At 43.7% G+C, this 19,706-nt stretch carries 19 protein-coding genes; 15 read left to right on the top strand and 4 right to left on the bottom strand.

What is annotated here, in order from left to right; genetic code table 11:
* Positions 1–230: 230 nt before the first annotated feature.
* The 14 genes from paaA to sohB all read left to right on the top strand — a co-directional run bounded on the left by paaA (position 231) and on the right by sohB (position 14,155).
* Entirely contained in the window at positions 231–1,160 is a 930-nt protein-coding gene (paaA, locus tag KCV09_RS02035; protein WP_212515455.1) for a 1,2-phenylacetyl-CoA epoxidase subunit PaaA, read from the top strand.
* 40 nt (positions 1,161–1,200) lie between these two features.
* A complete protein-coding gene (paaB, locus tag KCV09_RS02040; RefSeq protein ID WP_025094253.1) occupies positions 1,201–1,491 on the top strand; it encodes a 1,2-phenylacetyl-CoA epoxidase subunit PaaB in 291 nt (96 codons plus the stop codon).
* A 14-nt stretch (positions 1,492–1,505) separates the two neighbouring features.
* On the top strand, positions 1,506–2,261 hold the full coding sequence (paaC, locus tag KCV09_RS02045) for a 1,2-phenylacetyl-CoA epoxidase subunit PaaC (RefSeq protein ID WP_212515456.1): 756 nt from the start codon (positions 1,506–1,508) through the stop codon (positions 2,259–2,261).
* Between the two features lie 25 nt (positions 2,262–2,286).
* A complete protein-coding gene (paaD, locus tag KCV09_RS02050) occupies positions 2,287–2,787 on the top strand; it encodes a 1,2-phenylacetyl-CoA epoxidase subunit PaaD (protein WP_212515457.1) in 501 nt (166 codons plus the stop codon).
* Positions 2,788–2,836: 49 nt separating this feature from the next.
* Positions 2,837–3,895, top strand: a complete 1,059-nt coding sequence (locus KCV09_RS02055; protein ID WP_212515458.1) for a 2Fe-2S iron-sulfur cluster-binding protein — start codon at positions 2,837–2,839, stop codon at positions 3,893–3,895.
* Between the two features lie 83 nt (positions 3,896–3,978).
* Positions 3,979–4,770 (top strand): 2-(1,2-epoxy-1,2-dihydrophenyl)acetyl-CoA isomerase PaaG, encoded by a 792-nt coding sequence (gene paaG, locus KCV09_RS02060; protein WP_212515459.1) that lies wholly within the window; start codon positions 3,979–3,981, stop codon positions 4,768–4,770.
* A 219-nt stretch (positions 4,771–4,989) separates the two neighbouring features.
* Positions 4,990–6,282: a phenylacetate--CoA ligase PaaK gene (gene paaK / locus KCV09_RS02065; protein WP_004936465.1), complete on the top strand. Its 1,293-nt coding sequence runs from the start codon at positions 4,990–4,992 to the stop codon at positions 6,280–6,282.
* Between the two features lie 63 nt (positions 6,283–6,345).
* The gene (paaX, locus tag KCV09_RS02070; protein ID WP_151815142.1) at positions 6,346–7,293 is read left to right on the top strand and encodes a phenylacetic acid degradation operon negative regulatory protein PaaX; all 948 of its coding nucleotides are present in this window, start codon (positions 6,346–6,348) and stop codon (positions 7,291–7,293) included.
* A gap of 34 nt (positions 7,294–7,327) precedes the next feature.
* Positions 7,328–7,942: a gamma carbonic anhydrase family protein gene (locus tag KCV09_RS02075; RefSeq protein WP_212515460.1), complete on the top strand. Its 615-nt coding sequence runs from the start codon at positions 7,328–7,330 to the stop codon at positions 7,940–7,942.
* Between the two features lie 272 nt (positions 7,943–8,214).
* Positions 8,215–9,246, top strand: coding sequence for a substrate-binding domain-containing protein (locus KCV09_RS02080; RefSeq protein ID WP_004936473.1), 1,032 nt, complete (start codon positions 8,215–8,217; stop codon positions 9,244–9,246).
* A gap of 103 nt (positions 9,247–9,349) precedes the next feature.
* Complete coding sequence (gene pstC, locus KCV09_RS02085; RefSeq protein ID WP_048765073.1) at positions 9,350–10,729, top strand: phosphate ABC transporter permease subunit PstC; 1,380 nt, start codon at positions 9,350–9,352, stop codon at positions 10,727–10,729.
* Positions 10,726–12,123 carry a phosphate ABC transporter permease PstA gene (gene pstA, locus KCV09_RS02090; RefSeq protein ID WP_004936478.1) on the top strand — a complete coding sequence of 466 codons (1,398 nt, stop codon included), beginning with the start codon at positions 10,726–10,728 and terminating at the stop codon, positions 12,121–12,123. Before pstC ends, pstA begins: the two co-directional genes overlap by 4 nt.
* Positions 12,124–12,137: 14 nt before the next feature.
* Positions 12,138–13,046, top strand: a complete 909-nt coding sequence (pstB, locus tag KCV09_RS02095) for a phosphate ABC transporter ATP-binding protein PstB (protein WP_004936484.1) — start codon at positions 12,138–12,140, stop codon at positions 13,044–13,046.
* Positions 13,047–13,192: 146 nt separating this feature from the next.
* Entirely contained in the window at positions 13,193–14,155 is a 963-nt protein-coding gene (gene sohB / locus KCV09_RS02100; protein ID WP_004936485.1) for a protease SohB, read from the top strand.
* 104 nt (positions 14,156–14,259) lie between these two features.
* On the opposite strand, the gene purB is transcribed toward sohB, so the two are convergent.
* The 4 genes from purB to KCV09_RS02120 are packed head-to-tail and all read right to left on the bottom strand — an operon-like array spanning position 14,260 to position 18,075.
* Entirely contained in the window at positions 14,260–15,648 is a 1,389-nt protein-coding gene (gene purB, locus KCV09_RS02105) for an adenylosuccinate lyase (RefSeq protein WP_212515461.1), read from the bottom strand.
* A gap of 55 nt (positions 15,649–15,703) precedes the next feature.
* The gene (hflD, locus tag KCV09_RS02110) at positions 15,704–16,435 is read right to left on the bottom strand and encodes a high frequency lysogenization protein HflD (protein ID WP_004936491.1); all 732 of its coding nucleotides are present in this window, start codon (positions 16,433–16,435) and stop codon (positions 15,704–15,706) included.
* 13 nt (positions 16,436–16,448) lie between these two features.
* Positions 16,449–17,582 carry a tRNA 2-thiouridine(34) synthase MnmA gene (mnmA, locus tag KCV09_RS02115; protein WP_111812543.1) on the bottom strand — a complete coding sequence of 378 codons (1,134 nt, stop codon included), beginning with the start codon at positions 17,580–17,582 and terminating at the stop codon, positions 16,449–16,451.
* A 4-nt stretch (positions 17,583–17,586) separates the two neighbouring features.
* Entirely contained in the window at positions 17,587–18,075 is a 489-nt protein-coding gene (locus KCV09_RS02120) for an NUDIX hydrolase (protein WP_104125088.1), read from the bottom strand.
* 328 nt (positions 18,076–18,403) lie between these two features.
* On the opposite strand from KCV09_RS02120, the gene KCV09_RS02125 reads away from it, so the two are divergent.
* The gene (locus tag KCV09_RS02125; RefSeq protein WP_212515462.1) at positions 18,404–19,699 is read left to right on the top strand and encodes an alpha/beta hydrolase family protein; all 1,296 of its coding nucleotides are present in this window, start codon (positions 18,404–18,406) and stop codon (positions 19,697–19,699) included.
* Positions 19,700–19,706 lie beyond the last annotated feature (7 nt).

A 19,706-nucleotide genomic window follows, 5' to 3' on the forward strand; every position in this document is an offset into this window, starting at 1 on the left:
TACGTTTTCATTCATTTTTTAATTATTGCGTTACTTAATTTCTAATAGAGCCATAGAAAAGTCAATTAAAATTCGCTGTTGTAAAAATTTTTAAAAAATAAAATTAATATAAAACAAAATCTTGATCAAGTTTCATTTTAAAAAATAAATGATACTAAAAATTAATATTGATTTTTATTTTGTATCAAATTAACTTAAGTGTATGGATACTTTTGACGAGTAAGTGAATCATGAGCACGCAACAGGAACGGTTTGATCAGTGCATAAAACAAGACTCTTTTATTGAGCCCAAAGACTGGATGCCCGACGCATATCGCAAAACCTTGATTCGTCAGATTAGTCAGCATGGTCACTCTGAGGTGGTGGGTATGTTGCCAGAAGGGAACTGGATCACACGGGCACCCACGCTCAAACGTAAAGCGGTGTTGCTGGCGAAAGTTCAAGATGAAGCTGGTCATGGGCTTTACTTATACAGTGCGGCCGAAACACTCGGTGCAGATCGTGATGACATGATGCAAAAGCTGATCGATGGGAAAATGAAGTATTCTTCAATTTTTAACTATCCGACGCTGACCTGGGCAGATGTGGCAGCCATTGGCTGGCTTGTCGATGGTGCCGCAATTGTCAATCAGGTCGCGCTATGTAGAACCTCGTACGGGCCTTATGCACGTGCCATGGTTCGCATTTGTAAAGAAGAAAGCTTTCATCAGCGCCAAGGCTTTGAAGCCATGATGCAACTGGCAAATGGTACTGAAGAACAAAAACAAATGGCACAAGATGCGGTTAATCGTTTCTGGTGGCCAGCCTTGATGATGTTTGGCCCAAGCGACGACAACTCGCCCAATAGTGCTCAGAGCATGTTCTGGAAAATTAAACTCTTTAGTAACGATGAGTTACGACAAAAATTTGTCGATAACACCGTACCGCAGGTTCATCAGCTTGGTCTGACTGTTCCGGATTCGAAATTAAAGTGGAATGAAAGCACTCAGCATTATGAGTTTGGCGAAATTAATTGGGATGAATTTAATGCAGTGATCGCAGGAAAAGGACCTTGTAATCAGGAGCGTCTAGCAGCACGCCGTAAAGCATGGGAAGACGGCCAGTGGGTACGAGAGTCTGCAGCGGTTTATGCACAAAAACAAACTGCTAAAGTTGCATAACTGAGCGAAAGCACCAATAGGAAAACAAGGAATAACAATCATGGAATATAAAAATAACTGGTCATTGTATGAAGTATTTATTCGCAGCAAACAAGGTTTAAGTCATCGGCATGTTGGCAGTTTACGCGCATCTGATGACGAAGTGGCACTTCAAAATGCACGTGATGTTTATACGCGGCGTAATGAAGGAACGAGTATTTGGGTGGTGAAGTCTGAGTTAATTCGTTCATCTCAACCTGAAGAGAAGCCAGAATTTTTTGAACCGTCACAAGACAAAGTCTACCGTCACCCGACCTTCTATACCATTCCCGATGGTATTGAGCACATGTAATGCGGAGACTACTTATGAACACTCCAGTATTTTCACAGTTTTTGCTGCACATTGGCGACAGTCATTTAATTTTATCTCATCGCTTGTCTGAGTGGTGTGGTCATGCACCCGAACTAGAGCTTGATATTGCACTTGCCAATATTGGTCTAGATTTATTGGGTCAGGCACGTACTGTATTGAGTCTGGCGGGAGAAATTGAAGGACAAGGACGCGATGAAGACCGTCTGGCTTATTTTCGTCATGAGCGAGAGTATCGCAACTTATTGCTGACCGAGCAACCGAATGGCGATTTTGGGCAAACCATCGTTAGACAATGGTTGATGGATCATTATCATGCACTGCTTTTTCGTGCCTTAAGTGAGAGTAAGCATGAAGGTCTTGCAGCATTTGCAGTCAAGTCACTCAAAGAGGTGAATTATCATCTGCGTTTTTCAAGCACATGGATGGAGCGCTTGAGTCTGGGTACAACAACTGCACATGAGAAAATCCAACTTGGACTCGCACAGCTTTGGCGCTTTACCGATGAGCTTTTTGATCTGACCCCAGAAGAACATTCACTGGTCGAGGCAGAAATCATTCCAGATCTTGCACCGCTAAAACATATCTGGCAAACACGCGTAACCGAAGAGCTTACACGTTTGGGCTTACAAATACCTGAATTGGGTGCGTATCGTCGTGGAGCCAAGCAGGGCTTGCATACCGAGCATCTGGGTTATGTACTGGCAGAAATGCAATATATGCAGCGTAGTTATCCAAATATGGTGTGGTAAAACAGCCATATACAGGAGGTATGACGTGAAACAGATTCGATTACTCAACGATACTTGCTGGGACATATTGTCGCAGATTTCAGATCCAGAGATTCCAGTGCTTTCAATTACCGATTTAGGCATGATCCGAAGCGTTGAAATCAATAATCAAGACGAGATTATCATCAAGCTCACGCCAACCTATAGTGGTTGCCCAGCAACAGATTTGCTCAAGGCTGAGATATTATCGGCATTTGAGCAGCAGGGTTTATCACCGGCGCAAGTGGTGATCGATCTGAGTCAAGCATGGACGACAGATTGGATGACAGATACAGGCAAGCGCAAGCTTAAGGCTTACGGCATTGCACCGCCACAAGGTGATGCTCACCAGTGTGGCACGCATGTCGCTTTGCAAGATGGCATCGAGTGTCCACATTGCCACAGCCGTCACACCAGATTAGTCAGTGAATTTGGTTCAACCGCATGCAAGGCGTTATACAAATGTCAAAGCTGCCATGAGCCTTTTGATTACTTTAAATGTATCTGACGCTTAAACAAACAATAAAAATAGCGTCACGCTAAAAAGGAATTTTGATATGAACCCGTTTATTCCGCTCACCATTAAAGCAATACAGCATCCAACCGAGCAATCGATTTGTATTTCCTTTGATTTGCAAGATGATCAAAAGCACGCTTTCGATTATATGCCGGGTCAGCATTTAACGATTCGCCATCAAAGCGAGCAAGGTGAACTGCGCCGTTGTTATTCAATTTGCAGCGATCATGATGAAGATTTGAGTATTGCCATCAAAAAAATTGATCAGGGGCAATTCTCGACTTGGGCCAATGAGTACTTGCATGTGGGGGATATACTCGATGTGATGCCACCACAAGGCATTTTTTTTCAAAAAGCCGCAAAAGCGGGTGGTCGTCACTTTTTATGCATCGCGGCTGGTAGTGGAATCACACCAATCTTATCTATTATCAAATCGGTGTTGAAGCATCAATCTGATGCGTTTGTCACCTTGATTTATGGCAATCGATCTTGGAAACAGACCATGTTTGCAGAGCAAATTATGGATTTGAAAGATGCATTTAAAGGTCGTATGCAACTGATCAATGTATTTTCAAGAGAGTTCAACGACAGCGAGATTTTTAATGGCCGTATCGATGCTGTCAAGCTACAGCAATTGGCCACTGCCGGATTGATTCCAAGCGATGCCGATCACTGTTTTGCCTGTGGCCCTGAAAGTATGCTCGATGCGATTGAGACCTACTTGCCCAAACTGGGTATCGCGTCAGAAAAAATTCATACTGAACGCTTTAATACGGGCACATCCGCGTCTTTGTCTCGTGAGCAGATCGAACAGCGCAGCGAAGAAAGCGTCAATATTATATTAGATGGTCGAGAGCTACTGATTGAGGTGAGCAAAGAAGATGACAGTATTTTAGATGCAGCTTTGCGTGCTGGAGCCGATTTGCCTTATGCCTGTAAAGGGGGCGTATGTGCAACCTGCAAATGCAAGGTGCTCAGCGGTGAGGTGGAAATGACACTTAACTATAGTCTGGAGCCAGAGGAAATTGCAAAAGGGTATGTACTGAGTTGTCAGGCGCGGCCAATCAGCGCAAATGTCAGAATGAGTTTTGATGAATAAATCGCTTAGGTTTGCTTAAAAGCATGCCTGATGCCCTGAATAAAAGACCGGATGAAACAAGAATCAGAAAATTGGAGAGTAAAATGGAATTTCAAACCATAATTGTGCAAGAACAGAATGCGGTGGGCTATCTTACCTTAAACAGACCACAGCAACTCAACAGCTTTAACGAAACCATGCATCATGAAGTATCAAAAGTGATGCAGCAATGGACCACTAATTCTCAGATTCGCGCCGTGGTAATCACAGGATCTGGCCGAGGATTTTGTGCCGGACAAGACCTCAATGATCGCGTGGTCGATCCAGATGCCGATGCGCCCGATCTAGGTTTATCGATTGAAAAATATTACAACCCGCTGATTCAGTGCATTACCGAAATGCCAAAACCAGTAATCTGTGCGGTAAATGGTGTGGCTGCGGGTGCAGGTGCCAATATCGCGTTGGCATGTGATATTGTGGTTGCGGCTGAATCTGCCACCTTTATACAAGCATTTTGTCGCTTGGGACTGGTACCGGATTCAGGTGGCACATGGTTTTTACCTCGTTTGGTTGGTCGAGCACAAGCCATGGGACTGGCAATGCTGGGCGATAAAGTGACGGCACAACGTGCGCTTGAACTTGGCATGATCTGGCAAGTTGTACCCGATGATCAATTACAGCAGACCACCACAGCTCTGGCTGAGCATTTGGCCAAGCAACCGACGTATGGTTTGTCGCTGATTAAAAAAGCAATCCATGCCTCGGCGCATAACCCACTTGAAACACAGCTACTTTTGGAGCGTGATTATCAACGCCTTGCAGGTCGCTCAAATGATTACCGCGAGGGCGTGCAGGCGTTTATGCAAAAACGTGTGCCGCAGTATTCTGGCTGCTAGTAAATTGTAAAGCTTTGCACATGCAACAATGAATGAAAAACACGATACTGTAGCCCAAATGACATTCCATAATGATGAAATGGTCTAAATCAGAATGTACGAGATTCGGTTTGTGCTTATGTTTTTTGGCTATAACCTAATACCAATGACGATTGAATTGATGACAACAACTCGCATGATCGAGATAAATAGCAGTCAGGATGACTGAGGAGCCAGACGGTGAATAAGAATGCATTAGATGCGATTGAAACAGCCTCAATCGATGAATTGCGCAGTGTACAGTTTGAGCGTATGCAAAAAACATTGCGTCACGCCTACCAAAACAGTCCAGCGTACCAAAAAAAGTTTGATGAAGCAGGCGTACATCCCGACGATTTTAAACAACTGGAAGATTTAGCAAAATTTCCATTTACTACAAAAAAAGATCTGCGTGACAATTATCCGTTTGGAATGTTTGCGGTGCCACAAGAACAAATTGTGCGTGTGCATGCCTCTTCAGGTACAACGGGGCAACCTACTGTGGTTGGTTACACACAGCAAGATATTCATTTATGGGCAGATGTCGTGGCACGTTCTTTGCGCGCTGCCGGATTGACTGCAAAGGATGTGATACAGGTTTCCTACGGCTATGGCCTGTTTACAGGTGGGCTAGGTGCCCATTATGGTGCTGAGCGTTTAGGCGCTACCGTCATCCCGATGTCGGGAGGTCAAACCGAACGTCAGGTACAATTGATTCAAGATTTTAAACCAACTGCACTTATGGTGACGCCATCTTATTGCCTGAATATTATTGAAGGGCTTGAAAAGCAAATGGGCAATGCCAGAGCGTGCTCAATCAAGACGGGCATATTTGGAGCAGAGCCGTGGACCAATGAAATGCGCCATGAAATCGAACAGCGCTTGGGTATTGATGCACTCGATATCTACGGATTGTCTGAGGTGATGGGTCCTGGTGTGGCAATGGAATGTCTGGAAAGTAAAGATGGACCAACCATTTGGGAAGATCATTTTTATCCGGAAATTATACATCCAGAAACAGGTGAGGTTTTGCCGGATGGCGAATTAGGTGAGCTGGTTTTTACCACGATTACCAAAGAGGGAATGCCGGTGATTCGTTACCGTACGCGTGATTTGACCCGTCTTTTACCCGGTACAGCACGCACAATGCGCCGAATGGATAAAATTATTGGGCGCAGTGACGATATGATGATTATTCGTGGTGTAAATGTGTTTCCATCACAAATTGAGGAACAGATTTTACATATTCCGCAATTGGTGCCAAATTATCAGATCCAGATTTGTAAACATGGTCACTTGGATACCTTGCATATTCGTGCTGAAATGCGAAGTGAGCTTAGTGACGCGCTGGCGCCCCAACTGTGCGTACAATTGCAAAACCGGATCAAAACCATGGTGGGAATTTCAGTAAAAGTCGAGATTTTATGTGAGGGAAGTTTACCTCGCTCCGAAGGTAAGGCTCAGCGTGTGTTCGATACCCGAAAATCGGCGTAATTCAATCAAAATGATCCGTCACGGGATGGATCATTTTTTTCTAAACAAGGTGTAAGAAACGAAATGAATCAGAAATTAAAACAAATTATCGATGAATTCGTTCAGAAAGAAGCTTTAAGTGTCACCTCACTGATCATGACTATTTTTGGTGATTGTATTTTTCACCGTGGAGGAATGATCAGTCTGGCCAGTTTGATACAGCTCATTGAAACCTTGGGCGTAAATGAACGTTCTGTTCGTACCGCCGTATTTCGTCTGGTCAAAAATGGTTGGCTGGTTTCCGAGAAAGTTGGTCGTACCAGTTATTATCGAATTACTGAAAGTAGCCGTCAGCGCTTTATCAATGCAGACCAAAAAATTTATAGCCTGAGCCACCATGAATGGGATCAGCAATGGGATTTGGTTCTGCTCAGTTCGGTAGAAATTGAAAATAAGATTCAACTAAAAAAAGAGCTGGAGTGGTTGGGTTTTGCCAATATTGCGACAAATCTGATGGCTTATCCAGGGTGTGATCATTTAAAACTGCAAAGTTTACTCATGAATTTGAGCATGACCGATCAGGTTGTTATTTTTAAAGCGCAAACACTTAAATTGTGGCAAGAATCGAACCAAACTGTAAAACGTATGGTCGAAAGTAATTGGCCAGTTCAGGAGTTACATGAGCGCTATGGAAAGTTTATTGGTGATTTTCGTGAGCTACTCGGTATCATTGAAAATGAAGATGCATTAGATCCATTGCAGGCGTTTCAAATCCGTATTTTATTGATTCACCAATATCGCCGTATTTTACTGAAAGATCCAAATTTACCATTTGAACTGCTGCCGTCTCACTGGCTATCACTCAATGCACGTAACCTGACTGGCAACTTATATCAAGTGGTGTTTAATGAGGCAGAAAGCTTCTTTTTACATACTGCACGCACATCAGAAGGGGCGATGCCGTCAGCGCATCCGCAGTTTTATAAGCGCTTTGGTGGACTGGTTCTGGAAAAAAATGAGCCTGTTGCCTAAGTGTAATGGCTGTTTCATGTAATGGAGCAAAGTGATGCCGTGTTATTCAATTGATGGTGTGATTCCTGTGATTAGTCCGCATGCCTATGTGCATCCTACTGCGGTATTGATTGGGGATGTGATTATTGAAGACGGCGTGTATGTTGGGCCGCTTGCCTCACTGCGTGCCGACTTTGGTCGCATTCATGTACAGGCCAATGCCAACATCCAAGATGCGTGCGTGATTCATGGTTTTCCAAACAGTATTACCCAAGTTGCAGAGCGCGCGCATGTGGGTCATGGTGCGATATTACATGGCTGTACATTGCATCATAATGTTTTGATTGGTATGCACAGCGTTATTCTTGACGGGGCTGTTATTGGGGAAAATACAATTGTCGGCGCGCACAGTTTGGTAAAGGCAAAGATGCAAGTACCTGCGAATGTGATGCTGGTAGGTAGCCCAGCCAAGGTCATTCGAGAATTAACTGAGGCAGAAAAAAACTGGAAACAGCAGGGAACACAAACTTACATCGAGTTAGCACAGCGCTGCTTACACAGCATGCAGGAAGTGCAGCCGCACGCACAAATAAATACACATCGACGCGATTATCGCGATTTTTTTTCGCAACATGTCACAAAACATGAATATTTGACCAAGCAGCCTTGATTCCTAATTGAGAGTTCTGAGTTGAGTGAAATTCAGCCATTTGATGTTGTTCTGAGCGAATCCTTGATTTTAAAAATATTTTTACATTAGCAGTAAATTAAGCGCAGATTCTGTTTGATTGAAAAAAATGACAATAAAAATTTATCATCATAAAAGCGTCATAAAGTTGTCACTTAATTGTCATATTATCTGCTCAGAATGCAGTTAACCAAAGTACAACACTTAAATAAAGAAAGCGTTGTCATTAAATTGCACAAATGAGAGAAAACAGAATGCGCTTAAATCCACGTCACATCGCCATCGCATTAGCAGTATCTGGGGCAACTTTAGCGACAGCTGCAAATGCAGCCCGCGACACGATTCAGATTGCAGGATCTTCTACCGTATTGCCATATGCAAGTATTGTGGCAGAAGAATTTGGTAATACATTCCCTCAATTTAAAACGCCTGTAGTAGGCTCAGGCGGTACTTCAGGCGGCTTAAAGCAGTTTTGTCAAGGCGTGGGCGACAACACCATTGATATCGCAAATGCATCTCGTAAAATTAAAGATACTGAGTTGGCAGCATGTAAAAAATCTGGCGTAAATCAAGTCCAAGAAATCAAAATTGGTTACGACGGTATCGTGTTTGCATCGAATTCATCTAAACCGGCTTACAAACTGAAACCAGCTTTTGTTTTCGCTGCATTGGCAGAAAAACTCCCGTCGAATGGTCAGTTGGTTCCAAACCCGTATACACGTTGGAATCAAATTGACAAATCGCTTCCAAACGAACCGATTACTTTAGTCATTCCAGCGTCTAACCACGGTACACGTGAAGTGTTCCAAGAAAAAATGGTTGAAGCAGGCTGTGAATCATACGAATATTTCAAGAAGTTAGATAAAGACGATCAGAAGAAAGCATGTTCGGCATTCCGTAAAGACGGACGTGTGATCGAAATTTCAGGCGACTACACAGAAACACTTGCGCGCCTTAAAACATCACCAAGTGCGGTGGGTGTATTTGGTTTAGGTTTCTACGATCAAAACCGTGACAAGCTACGTGTTGCAACTGTAAATAACGTGGCACCATCTGAAAAGACCATTTTGAATGGCAGCTACCCAGTTTCTCGTCCGTTGTTCTTCTATGTAAAAGGTGAACACTTAAAATCAATCAAAGGTTTACCACAATACGTTGAGTTCTTTATCAACAAGAAAACCTCGGGTAAAGGTTCTAAACTTGAGAAAGCGGGTTTGATTTCAATGTCTGATTCAGAGCGTGCAAAAGTCTTGGCAGACTTTAAAGCGGGTAAATCAGTTAAGTAATTTGTTTAACATTGGAAAGCTGATGGTGATTCAACAACACCATCAGCTTTTTTCTAGCAAAGTTTTTTCAAAGAATCAAAATTGAAAAAACGGTGGAGATTACATGAATCTGCTATTGATTGGCGTGCTATTGGCTTTGATTGCTATAGCTTATCAAATCGGGTTATCTAAAAGCCGTAGCCTAGCAGGTAAGGGAAATAATTCCGCGTTATTGCACTCACGCCCGGGTTATTACGGTGCGCTGGTGGCGTTATGGTGTGGTATCCCTGCGTTTTTAATTTTAATTGTTTGGAATATTGCTGAACCGCATTTTTTAAAACAAATTGTACTCAATCAGGTGCCTGCTTCCATTTATGCAGGTATGGATCAAGCCAGTGTTGAAGTGCTGCTCAATCGTGTAAAAGCCATTGCATCAGGTTTTGGAGTAACCGATCAGCCTACCGCATATGAGCTGGCTGCAGCGCAGCAACTGGCAAAATTCCAGACCATTGGCTCTTATGCCAAGCTGGCTGTGGTGTTGTGTGCTGCTATTGCAGGCCTTCTTTTTGCCAAGAAACGCATCGGTCAAAGCTACCGTGCGCGAAATAAAGTCGAGCGTGTGATTAACATTACCTTAGCGCTGTGTTCAGGTGTGGCGATTTTAACTACTTTGGGCATTGTAATGTCGATGTTTAGTGAGGCATTGCGCTTTTTCAGTTTTGTTAGTCCCTTTGATTTCTTCTTCGGTACCGAATGGAATCCGGGCTTTAGCACATCAGGGAATGCCGAAGGGAGTTATGGCCTGTTGCCTTTACTCTGGGGCACCCTCATGGTGAGTGGTATTGCACTATTGGTGTCTGTTCCGCTAGGCCTGATGATTGCGATTTACTTATCTGAGTATGCATCTTCAACGTTGCGTTCATGGGCAAAACCAACCATCGAGATTCTGGCTGGTATTCCCACCATTGTATATGGTGTGTTTGCACTGATGGTGATTGGGCCGTTCTTTAAAGAAGCGGGTGAAATGATTGGTCTTAATATCACCGCAACCAGCGCACTTACAGCCGGTTTCGTTATGGGTATCATGATCATTCCGTTTGTTTCTTCACTTTCAGATGACATTATTACCCAAGTTCCTCGCGCACTTCGTGATGGCTCTTTAGGTTTGGGTGCAACCAAATCGGAAACCATCCGTCAGGTGGTCTTGCCAGCTGCATTACCCGGTATTATTGGTGCATTTTTGCTCGCGGCATCTCGTGCGATTGGTGAAACCATGATTGTGGTATTGGCCGCAGGTAACAGCCCGCTGTTGCATATCAATCCGCTTGAAGCAGTATCGACAGTTACGGTGACGATTGTGAATCAGCTCACTGGTGATACCGACTTTGCAAGCCCACAGGCTTTGGTGGCTTTTGCCCTTGGTTTAACCCTTTTTGTGATCACGCTTGGTCTCAACATTATTGCACTCTACATCGTGCGTAAATATCGTGAGCAATACGAATGAGTCTATCCAATACATCTACACCAGTGGATCAGAATGCATTTGATCCACAAGTTGCCGCCGAATTACGTGCGAAGCGCAAAAGTAAAATTCAAAAGTCGCTGGCAAAACGTCATCGCAAAGAAAAGTCGTTTCGTATATTCGGCTTATCCGCAGTGGTCATTGGTTTGCTGTTTGTTGCTTTATTATTCGGCAGTATTTTGGCCAAAGGCTTACCTGCATTTTGGCAAACCAGCGTGACTGTTCCTGTTTATTTCGACCCGACGATTATCAATGCTGGCCCTAAGCCTACTCAAGCAGCAGGTGAGACCCCAGCGCACTTTCAGGAACGCTATATCGATTGGCAAACCAAAATGGGCATGGTCGATTGGGATGCACTCATCGTAAACGGCATGATTGCTAAAGATCCAGCTTTGGCTGCCAAACGTGATGATCTCACCAGTTTATATACCAGTTCGGAAGCCTATCGTTTACGCGATATGGTATTTCAAGATCCGTCTTTAGTGGGTAAGCGCGAAGAGATCAAGTTCTTGGCCGATGCCAACATTGATGTCTGGCTGACAGGTAAAATTGACCGTTCTTTACCAGACGATCAACAACAGCTCAGCCCGGAAGTTCGACAGCTGGCCGATCAGCTTGAAGCAAAAGGCATTTTGTCACATACCTTTAATACCAGTTTGTTTACCAACCCAGACTCGCGTAGCTCTCCTGCAACGAGTGGTTTAGCTGGTGCATTCATGGGCTCGTTGTTCATGATGCTGATCGTGATTTTTATCTCTATCCCGATTGGTGTGGCCAGTGCGATTTATCTGGAAGAGTTTGCTAAACAAAATATCTTAACCGACACCATCGAAGTCAATATCAACAACTTAGCGGCGGTACCTTCAATCGTATTTGGTTTGCTCGGGGCTGCCATCTTTATTAACTGGATGCATCTACCACTTTCTGCGCCGCTGGTTGGGGGCTTGGTACTGAGTTTAATGACTTTACCGACAGTGATTATTACCACGCGTGCATCTTTAAAAGCGGTACCGCCTTCGATTCGTCAGGCTGCACTTGGTCTAGGTGCATCAAAAGTACAAACCGTTTTTCATCATGTTTTACCATTGGCGCTTCCTGGTATTTTAACCGGTGCCATCATTGGTGTGGCGCAGGCTTTAGGTGAAACAGCACCACTGTTATTGATCGGGATGAGTGCTTTCGTTGCCAGTGTACCGACTTCTCCACTGGATCAATCTACTGCGCTTCCAGTCCAAATTTTCTTGTGGCAGGGTAACGAGCTGCGCAATTTCTTCGAAGGCCGAACCGCCGCTGCGATTATTGTGTTGCTGGTGATGATGATTGGCTTAAACAGCCTTGCCATTTGGTTACGTAAAAAGTTTGAAGTGCGTTGGTAATTGAGGAACAGATCATGAATACTATGAATACAACCCGTCCCGTAGAAAAGGATACGACAGTGACCTCAGAACAAATGCAGTCTACTGGTACAGATACACCACAAAAACGTCATGGTTCATTTGTGTCAATCGATCCGAACACATCACCTAAAAAAGACGTAAACAAAACCATTAAGATCAGCACCAGCGATGTGCATGTATATTATGGCGAAAGTGAAGCCATTAAAGGGATCGATCTGGAAGTTTACGAAAACGAAGTGATTGCCTTTATCGGACCATCGGGCTGTGGTAAATCGACCTTTTTGCGTACCTTAAACCGCATGAATGACACGATTGATAGTTGCCGAGTGACAGGTAAAGTGTTGCTCGACAACCAAGACATTTATGATCCAAATCTGGATGTTGTGTTGCTTCGTGCTCAAGTGGGCATGGTGTTCCAAAAGCCAAACCCATTTCCAAAATCTATTTTTGAAAATGTTGCATATGGCCCGAAGCTTCACGGTTTGGCGCGCGATAAATACGACCTTGAAGAAATTGTTGAAAATAGCTTGCATAAAGCAGGTTTGTGGGATGAAGTGAAAGATCGTCTGAATCAGCCGGGTACTGGTCTTTCGGGTGGTCAGCAACAGCGTTTATGTATTGCACGAACCATTGCGGTAAGTCCAGATGTGATTTTAATGGATGAGCCATGTTCGGCACTAGATCCCATTGCAACGGCAAAAATTGAAGAACTGATTTCAGAGCTTTCGCATCAGTACACTATCGCGATTGTTACCCACTCGATGCAGCAGGCGGCACGTGTTTCAGATCGTACAGCGTACTTCCATTTGGGTGATTTGATCGAAGTGAACTCAACTGAAAAAGTCTTTACGCAGCCAGATCATCAATTGACAGAGGCTTACATCACTGGACGTTTCGGTTGATGAAACGTATAAGAGAAGGCCTTCGGGCCTTTTTTTATGCCTAAAAATAGGGCGTAAACTTGACTGTTTTCAAAATAGATATTGAATTTTCTAAAGAATGTCCTCATCTTTATCTAAATAATGTGCAATTAGAGAATGGCCGAACTATGTTATTTCATTTACCTAAATTACCAGCCGAATTACGTGTCACACATTTAAATGCACGTGTAAATGAACAACGAAAAAAGATTGCACAAACCACTGCATCTAAACTTGAACTGTTACAGCTCACACAACAACTTGCCAAAGAAGCCAAAGCACGTAAGAAAAAGAACCAGAAAGTGTATGTACTCGATTTTAAAGGTGATGTACAAGCTTCTGCTGTCGAGCAGCTTCGTGAAGAAATTACGCTCATTCTGGCGACTGCAAAATCTGGTAAAGATCGTGTGGTACTGCGTTTAGAAAGCCCGGGTGGCATGGTGCATGGTTATGGTCTGGCAGCTGCGCAGTTGGTACGTTTGCGTGATGCGGGCTTTCATCTGACCATCGTGGTCGATAAAGTGGCGGCGAGTGGCGGCTACATGATGGCGTGTATTGCGAGTGAAATTATTTCTGCGCCTTTTGCCATTTTAGGCTCGATTGGTGTGGTGGCTCAGGTGCCAAATTTCAATCGATTACTCAAAGAACATAATGTAGATTTTGAGCTGTACACTGCCGGTGAATATAAACGTACCGTGACCATGTTTGGTGAAAACACCCCTGAAGGAAAAGCCAAATTCGAGCAAGAACTTCAACAAACCCATGCATTATTTAAGCATTTTGTAGAAAAGTATCGTCCACAGCTCAATGTTGAAAAAGTTGCAACGGGTGAGCATTGGTATGGTCAAGATGCACTTGATCTAAATCTGGTCGACAAGCTGCAAACCTCAGATGAATATTTACTGAGCTTGTTACCACAGCATGATGTATTCGTGATTACAACACGTAAAAAACCAACACTTGGTGAAAAATTAGGTCTTCAAGCTGCCCAGATTGCAGATACACTGATTCCTGCTGTAGTGTCCAAACTTACCGACACCTTAATCAAAGCCAATGGTCATTTGGTACAGCTACGCGATCCTAAGCTTTAATCTTGTGCATAATAATTTTTTTTAAAGAAAAGGCGTAGTAACTCATGAACGCAATAAAAAAAGCGGAATTTAAATTCCGCTTTTTTTATGACTAGAAGACCAACTTAGAGTTTGGCAATGAGGTCATGAATTTGTTTTGCTTGATCTGCAGCATTACCGGTATAGCTTGCTGGCGTCATTTCAGCCAAACGTGCACGATCTTCACTCGGTACTTGAGTCAATTCATCACTATTGACGAAGTTCACCATCATATCGCGTGTCATGGCTTGACCACGTGTTAAAGCTTTTAGCTTTTCATATGGTTTTTCAACGTTGTAACGACGCATTACAGTTTGAATTGGCTCAGCCAATACTTCCTGTGCTTGATCTAGATCTTCAGCAAGACGAGCAGCGTTGAGTTCAAGTTTACCAATACCTTTTAAGCAAGCTTCAAAAGCAATTAAACTTTGAGCAAAACCGACACCCATATTACGTAATACGGTTGAATCGGTCAGGTCACGCTGCCAGCGTGACACTGGAAGTTTCTCGCCCAAATGTGCCAGTACCGCATTCGCAATACCAAGGTTACCTTCTGAGTTTTCAAAGTCAATCGGATTGACCTTGTGTGGCATGGTTGAAGAACCTACTTCGCCATCTTTAAGCTTTTGCTTGAAATAACCCAACGAAATGTAACCCCAAACGTCGCGGTTAAAATCGATCAAGATGGTGTTGTAACGACGTAGCGCATCAAACAATTCGGCCATATAATCGTGTGGCTCGATTTGCGTGGTGTACGGGTTGAAGTTCAAGCCTAAAGATTCGACAAATGCTTGCGCATGCGCAGCCCAGTCAATCGATGGATACGCCGACAAGTGAGCATTGTAGTTACCGACCGCGCCATTGATTTTGCCAAGCAATTCGACATTTTCAAATTGTTTAATCTGACGTGCCAAACGGTAAGCCACGTTTGCCATTTCTTTACCAAGCGTGGTTGGGCTGGCAGTCTGGCCATGTGTACGAGACAACATTGGCTGTTCGGCATGCGTGGTTGCAAGCGCAGCAATTGCATTTAAGATGTCTTTCATGCTCGCCACAAGTACATCACGACCATTTTTAAGCATTAAAGCATGTGACAAGTTATTGATGTCTTCAGAAGTACATGCAAAGTGAATGAATTCACCTGCATTTTTGAGTTCATCGATATTTGCAATTTTTTCTTTCAAGAAATACTCAACTGCTTTCACATCGTGGTTGGTGGTGCGTTCGATTTCTTTAATGCGGTTCGCATCATCTTCAGAAAAATCTGCAACGATTGCGTCGAGTGCTGCATTAGTTTGAGCTGAAAAAGGAGCAATCTCAATGATTTCGGCGTGGTTCGCAAGTGCTTGTAACCAGCGAACTTCAACTGTCACACGAGCATGAATCAAACCAAACTCAGAAAGAAAAGGGCGCAAAGCATCACATTTGCTGGCATAACGTCCGTCCAATGGAGAGAGGGCAGTTAAAGCGTTCATAGAGATTCCTTAAACAGGGAATTGACGTAAAACGAAAATCGCAGCAGCATCAGATCTAGACCATTTGATACTGTAAGCGAGCGAGAGTTTGAATATCTTGAAGCAATTTACGTTTGCTAAAAATCATGTTCCATGAACTACCACCGAGCTGGCGCCACAGATGTGCAAGTTGCAAGCCGGTAAACAAGCAGGCACGAATGCGATTGGTATGATTTGCATCTTTAAATGCTTCTGCATTACCGCGTACCAAAATCCGCGGGTTAATCTGACCTGCGGTATCGACATAGGCTTGGGCAAGATTTGCAATAATGCTGGAGTGTAAATAGTTATGATCAAAAAAAGACAATTGCTTGAGAATTTTTTGCTGTGATTTTTCAATAATTGCCACATATTCAGGATTGCTATACACCTTTTTTTCAAGATGAAGCAGCGCCATGGCATACGACATAGGTAGCTTGGCGCTTGGCATTTTGGGGATTTTTGTTTTTGGCGTGGGACTAAATGGTTGGTTGATACTGCTTTCAAGCGTTTTGAGGCCAAGAGCGATATCGCCGAGTTGATTGAAAAAGTCCAGTGTTTGTGTTGAGGAGTTCACCGCAGGTCGGATATTTAGGCTGGCTTTAATGAGTTGCTCAAAATAAAAATTCCCGCTTTCCCCAATACTTTGCTGTCCGGTCATGGCGGTCATATGAGTCAGCTGGGTGGCTTGAAAGACACCCGCCAACGCTAATGCACGGTTCTGACGAACATTCAATGATTGAGGCTGTTGAAAAGGGGTATCAACCATGCCTAAGATCCCTTTATATAAAATCAGGTTTTGGGGCGTTGGTATTGAGGATTACACCACCACCCAAACAAATTTCATCCAAATAAAAAACAACACTTTGACCCGGTGTAACGGCGCGTTGCGGTTGGTCAAACTCAACTCTTATACGGTTTTCGTTGTGTTCATCACGGTAAATTGTACACGCTTGATCTGGCTGACGGTAGCGAGTTTTTGCAGTACATCGGAAACCTGTAGCAGGAATTTCCTGTTCACCCGCCACCCAATCAATATTTTCACTCCAAAGTGCGGTACTTTGCATCAAAGGATGTTCATGACCTTGACCAACCACCAAACGGTTGTTTTCCAAGTCTTTGTGCAATACAAACCAAGCACCTTCGCTTGCGCCTTTCATGCCACCCAAGCCAATACCACCACGCTGACCCAGCGTATAGTACATCAAGCCATGATGTTCACCAACGTCTTTACCATTATCGAGTACAATTTTACCCGGCTGAGCTGGCAGATATTGCTTTAAGAAGTCATTGAATCGGCGTTCACCAATAAAGCAGATACCCGTCGAATCTTTTTTCTTGGCAGTGGCTAAATCTAACTGTTCAGCGATCTTGCGAACTTCAGGCTTTTCGATTTCACCTACTGGGAACAAAGTTTTATTAATTTCGCGACCATGTACAGCATGCAAGAAGTAGGTCTGATCTTTATTGTTGTCTACACCACGCAATAACGGTGCATACGTTTCACCACGTGAGTTTTGCATACTTGAACCACGACGCGCATAGTGGCCTGTTGCAATAAAATCTGCGCCGAGTGTCATGGCGTGATCTAAAAATGCTCGAAACTTGATTTCTTTATTGCACAAAATATCCGGGTTAGGCGTACGCCCAGCAGCATATTCTGCTAAAAAGTGTTCAAATACGCGGTCCCAATATTCCATTGCAAAATTTGCAGTATGTAGCTTGATCCCAATTTTGTCGGCTACAGCCTGAGCATCAGCCAAATCTTCTAGTGCTGTGCAATACTCGGTTCCATCATCTTCTTCCCAGTTTTTCATGAAAAGACCTTCAACCTGATAACCCTGTTGAAGTAAAAGTGCAGCAGAAACAGATGAATCTACACCACCAGACATACCGACGATGACACGTTGTTGCATAGGACTAGGCATCCAATTGAGAAGTGAGGGGAGAAGCGAAGGGATGCTCATATACGAGCGATAAAGGATATTTCTTTCCAGCCAAGGCATCTTGAATGGCTTTTAACACCAGCGGACTTCGAGCACGTGCCGAAATTTCAAGCTCATCTGGCGTCATCCAGACTGCAGCGACGATATCGGTGTCGAGTTGTGCTTCTGTATCGACATCTAGCACATGCGCCAAAAAACAAAATCGATAATAGGTGTGATCTGGAAACATAGGCGGCGTATAGCTGTAAATGCCAAGTAAATGGTCGATTGCCACGCGATGCGCTGTTTCTTCAAAAGTCTCACGAATCGCGGCATCAATGAGCGTTTCGCCAGCTTCGACATGGCCTGCAGGCTGGTTAAACACGGTATGTACGAAGCCTTCGCTGTGTTCTTCAACCAATAAGAATCGGCCATTTTTTTCGACAACAGTGGCAACGGTGACATGAGGTGTCCAAGCAGTCATAAACAGCACCATGATTTTAAAACGCATATTCTACAAAATTTGCACCTTTGTGGCTAGGCTATAACGCGGTGCAGTGAGCCATTAAGGTAAAAAGCACGCAAAACTCACATTCAAGGTGCATTAAAAATAATGTTAAAGCAATCTTTTAAGTCTAAATATAGAATCTCCAGCATTTGCTAAAACCTTTAGAATGACTACAGAGTAATGCAAAAACATGAAGGAGTAGACAGATTTAATTTCTATTAATGTTTCAAGTATTATCAAAATGTGATTTTATAATGAAGCCCCTAAGGATTAGGGTATAAATTAAAATAACTGGAATAATATCATGCAAAAAATATTGAAAAAACGGATGCTTGCACTTTCATGCTTATCGGTATTCATGCTGGCGGCTTGTAATGATGATGACAATTCATCTGATAGCGTGGGTTCATCTACATATGTATCAGAATCGGCTTACGCAAAGGATTCACTAAGTGAAGCCGCTTCAATCACGGTCATGACGTATAAAATGCAAAGCGTCAGAAATGTCGCTGTCAATGCAACCGCAATGGTTTTATTCCCGAAAACTGCGCAGCCGGCAGATGGCTATCGCGTTGTGGTCTGGGAACACGGAACCTTAGGTGTGGGCGATAGCTGTGCACCTACCAATAATCTACTTGGGCCACGCTTTAAAGATCCATTGGCTAAAAGTCTTTTGGCTGCAGGGTACGTGATTGTGGCACCAGATTATGAAGGACTTGGAACGTCAGGAATACATCCTTATTTGCATCTTGAAAGTGAAGCACGTTCTGCAATTTCGGCTGTTAAGGCAGCACAGGAACATTATGGCAGCAAGCTTAATAAACAATGGATGTCGATTGGTCAGTCACAAGGTGGCCAGGCATCATTGGGAACAGCCGAATTTGCTAATAGTGACGCTAACTTTAAGGGCGCTGTGGCAGGCGCACCTGCATCGAGTTTGGGTCAGATTATTTTTAGTGTTGCACCAGCCGCACTTGCGGCTGCCGAACAAAAAGAATTAGATGCCGGTGCAAGTTTGGCCTATCGTGCAGAAAATGGCTCTATTGGGGCTTATGCAACTTTACTGACCTATGCTGCATTTGCTGCAGTCGGAATTAAGGCATCCGATCCAAGTTTTAACTACAGAGAAATCTTTAGTGATACGCGCTCACAACTGATTGCTGAAATGGCAGAAGGAAGTACGGGTGAAAACGGATTGTGTCTTGACAGTACAGATCCAGTGAATGCGCCACAAGACAGTCTACGCTATCGATTTGCTCAAGATATTGTTAAGTTTTTAAGTGACAATCCAAGTAAAAAGCTTCTGGATTATCCTGGATTAAATCAGCAGAAATTTGAAGCCAGTGCGCAAATCAAATCATTCTTGGCGGCAAGTCAGCCGGGCACAAAAAAGATTGATAAACCGATCATGATTATTCAGGGAACCGCAGATATGAGTGTGCCGTATCCTGTTACGCTCGCGCTCTATAACGCCATGAAAGCACAGGGAACTAATGTGCAGTTACTCACCGTACCAGGTGCTACACATACCCAAGCGATCGTCGATAAAAACGCCGATGCAGTGAACTTTATTCAGACTTATATGCCGGCTCGTCCTTAAGCAAACA

This window comes from Acinetobacter soli (assembly GCF_018139125.1).
Classification (GTDB): domain Bacteria; phylum Pseudomonadota; class Gammaproteobacteria; order Pseudomonadales; family Moraxellaceae; genus Acinetobacter; species Acinetobacter soli.

What these genes read in the sequence shown, in the direction of transcription:
- paaA (WP_212515455.1), top strand. Translation starts at nt 231, where the DNA reads ATGAGCACGCAACAGGAACGGTTTGATCAGTGCATAAAACAAGACTCT.
- paaB (WP_025094253.1), top strand. Translation starts at nt 1,201, where the DNA reads ATGGAATATAAAAATAACTGGTCATTGTATGAAGTATTTATTCGCAGC.
- paaC (WP_212515456.1), top strand. Translation starts at nt 1,506, where the DNA reads ATGAACACTCCAGTATTTTCACAGTTTTTGCTGCACATTGGCGACAGT.
- KCV09_RS02055 (WP_212515458.1), top strand. Translation starts at nt 2,837, where the DNA reads ATGAACCCGTTTATTCCGCTCACCATTAAAGCAATACAGCATCCAACC.
- paaG (WP_212515459.1), top strand. Translation starts at nt 3,979, where the DNA reads ATGGAATTTCAAACCATAATTGTGCAAGAACAGAATGCGGTGGGCTAT.
- paaX (WP_151815142.1), top strand. Translation starts at nt 6,346, where the DNA reads ATGAATCAGAAATTAAAACAAATTATCGATGAATTCGTTCAGAAAGAA.
- KCV09_RS02075 (WP_212515460.1), top strand. Translation starts at nt 7,328, where the DNA reads ATGCCGTGTTATTCAATTGATGGTGTGATTCCTGTGATTAGTCCGCAT.
- KCV09_RS02080 (WP_004936473.1), top strand. Translation starts at nt 8,215, where the DNA reads ATGCGCTTAAATCCACGTCACATCGCCATCGCATTAGCAGTATCTGGG.
- pstC (WP_048765073.1), top strand. Translation starts at nt 9,350, where the DNA reads ATGAATCTGCTATTGATTGGCGTGCTATTGGCTTTGATTGCTATAGCT.
- pstA (WP_004936478.1), top strand. Translation starts at nt 10,726, where the DNA reads ATGAGTCTATCCAATACATCTACACCAGTGGATCAGAATGCATTTGAT.
- pstB (WP_004936484.1), top strand. Translation starts at nt 12,138, where the DNA reads ATGAATACTATGAATACAACCCGTCCCGTAGAAAAGGATACGACAGTG.
- sohB (WP_004936485.1), top strand. Translation starts at nt 13,193, where the DNA reads ATGTTATTTCATTTACCTAAATTACCAGCCGAATTACGTGTCACACAT.
- purB (WP_212515461.1), bottom strand. Translation starts at nt 15,648, where the DNA reads ATGAACGCTTTAACTGCCCTCTCTCCATTGGACGGACGTTATGCCAGC.
- hflD (WP_004936491.1), bottom strand. Translation starts at nt 16,435, where the DNA reads ATGGTTGATACCCCTTTTCAACAGCCTCAATCATTGAATGTTCGTCAG.
- mnmA (WP_111812543.1), bottom strand. Translation starts at nt 17,582, where the DNA reads ATGCAACAACGTGTCATCGTCGGTATGTCTGGTGGTGTAGATTCATCT.
- KCV09_RS02120 (WP_104125088.1), bottom strand. Translation starts at nt 18,075, where the DNA reads ATGACTGCTTGGACACCTCATGTCACCGTTGCCACTGTTGTCGAAAAA.
- KCV09_RS02125 (WP_212515462.1), top strand. Translation starts at nt 18,404, where the DNA reads ATGCAAAAAATATTGAAAAAACGGATGCTTGCACTTTCATGCTTATCG.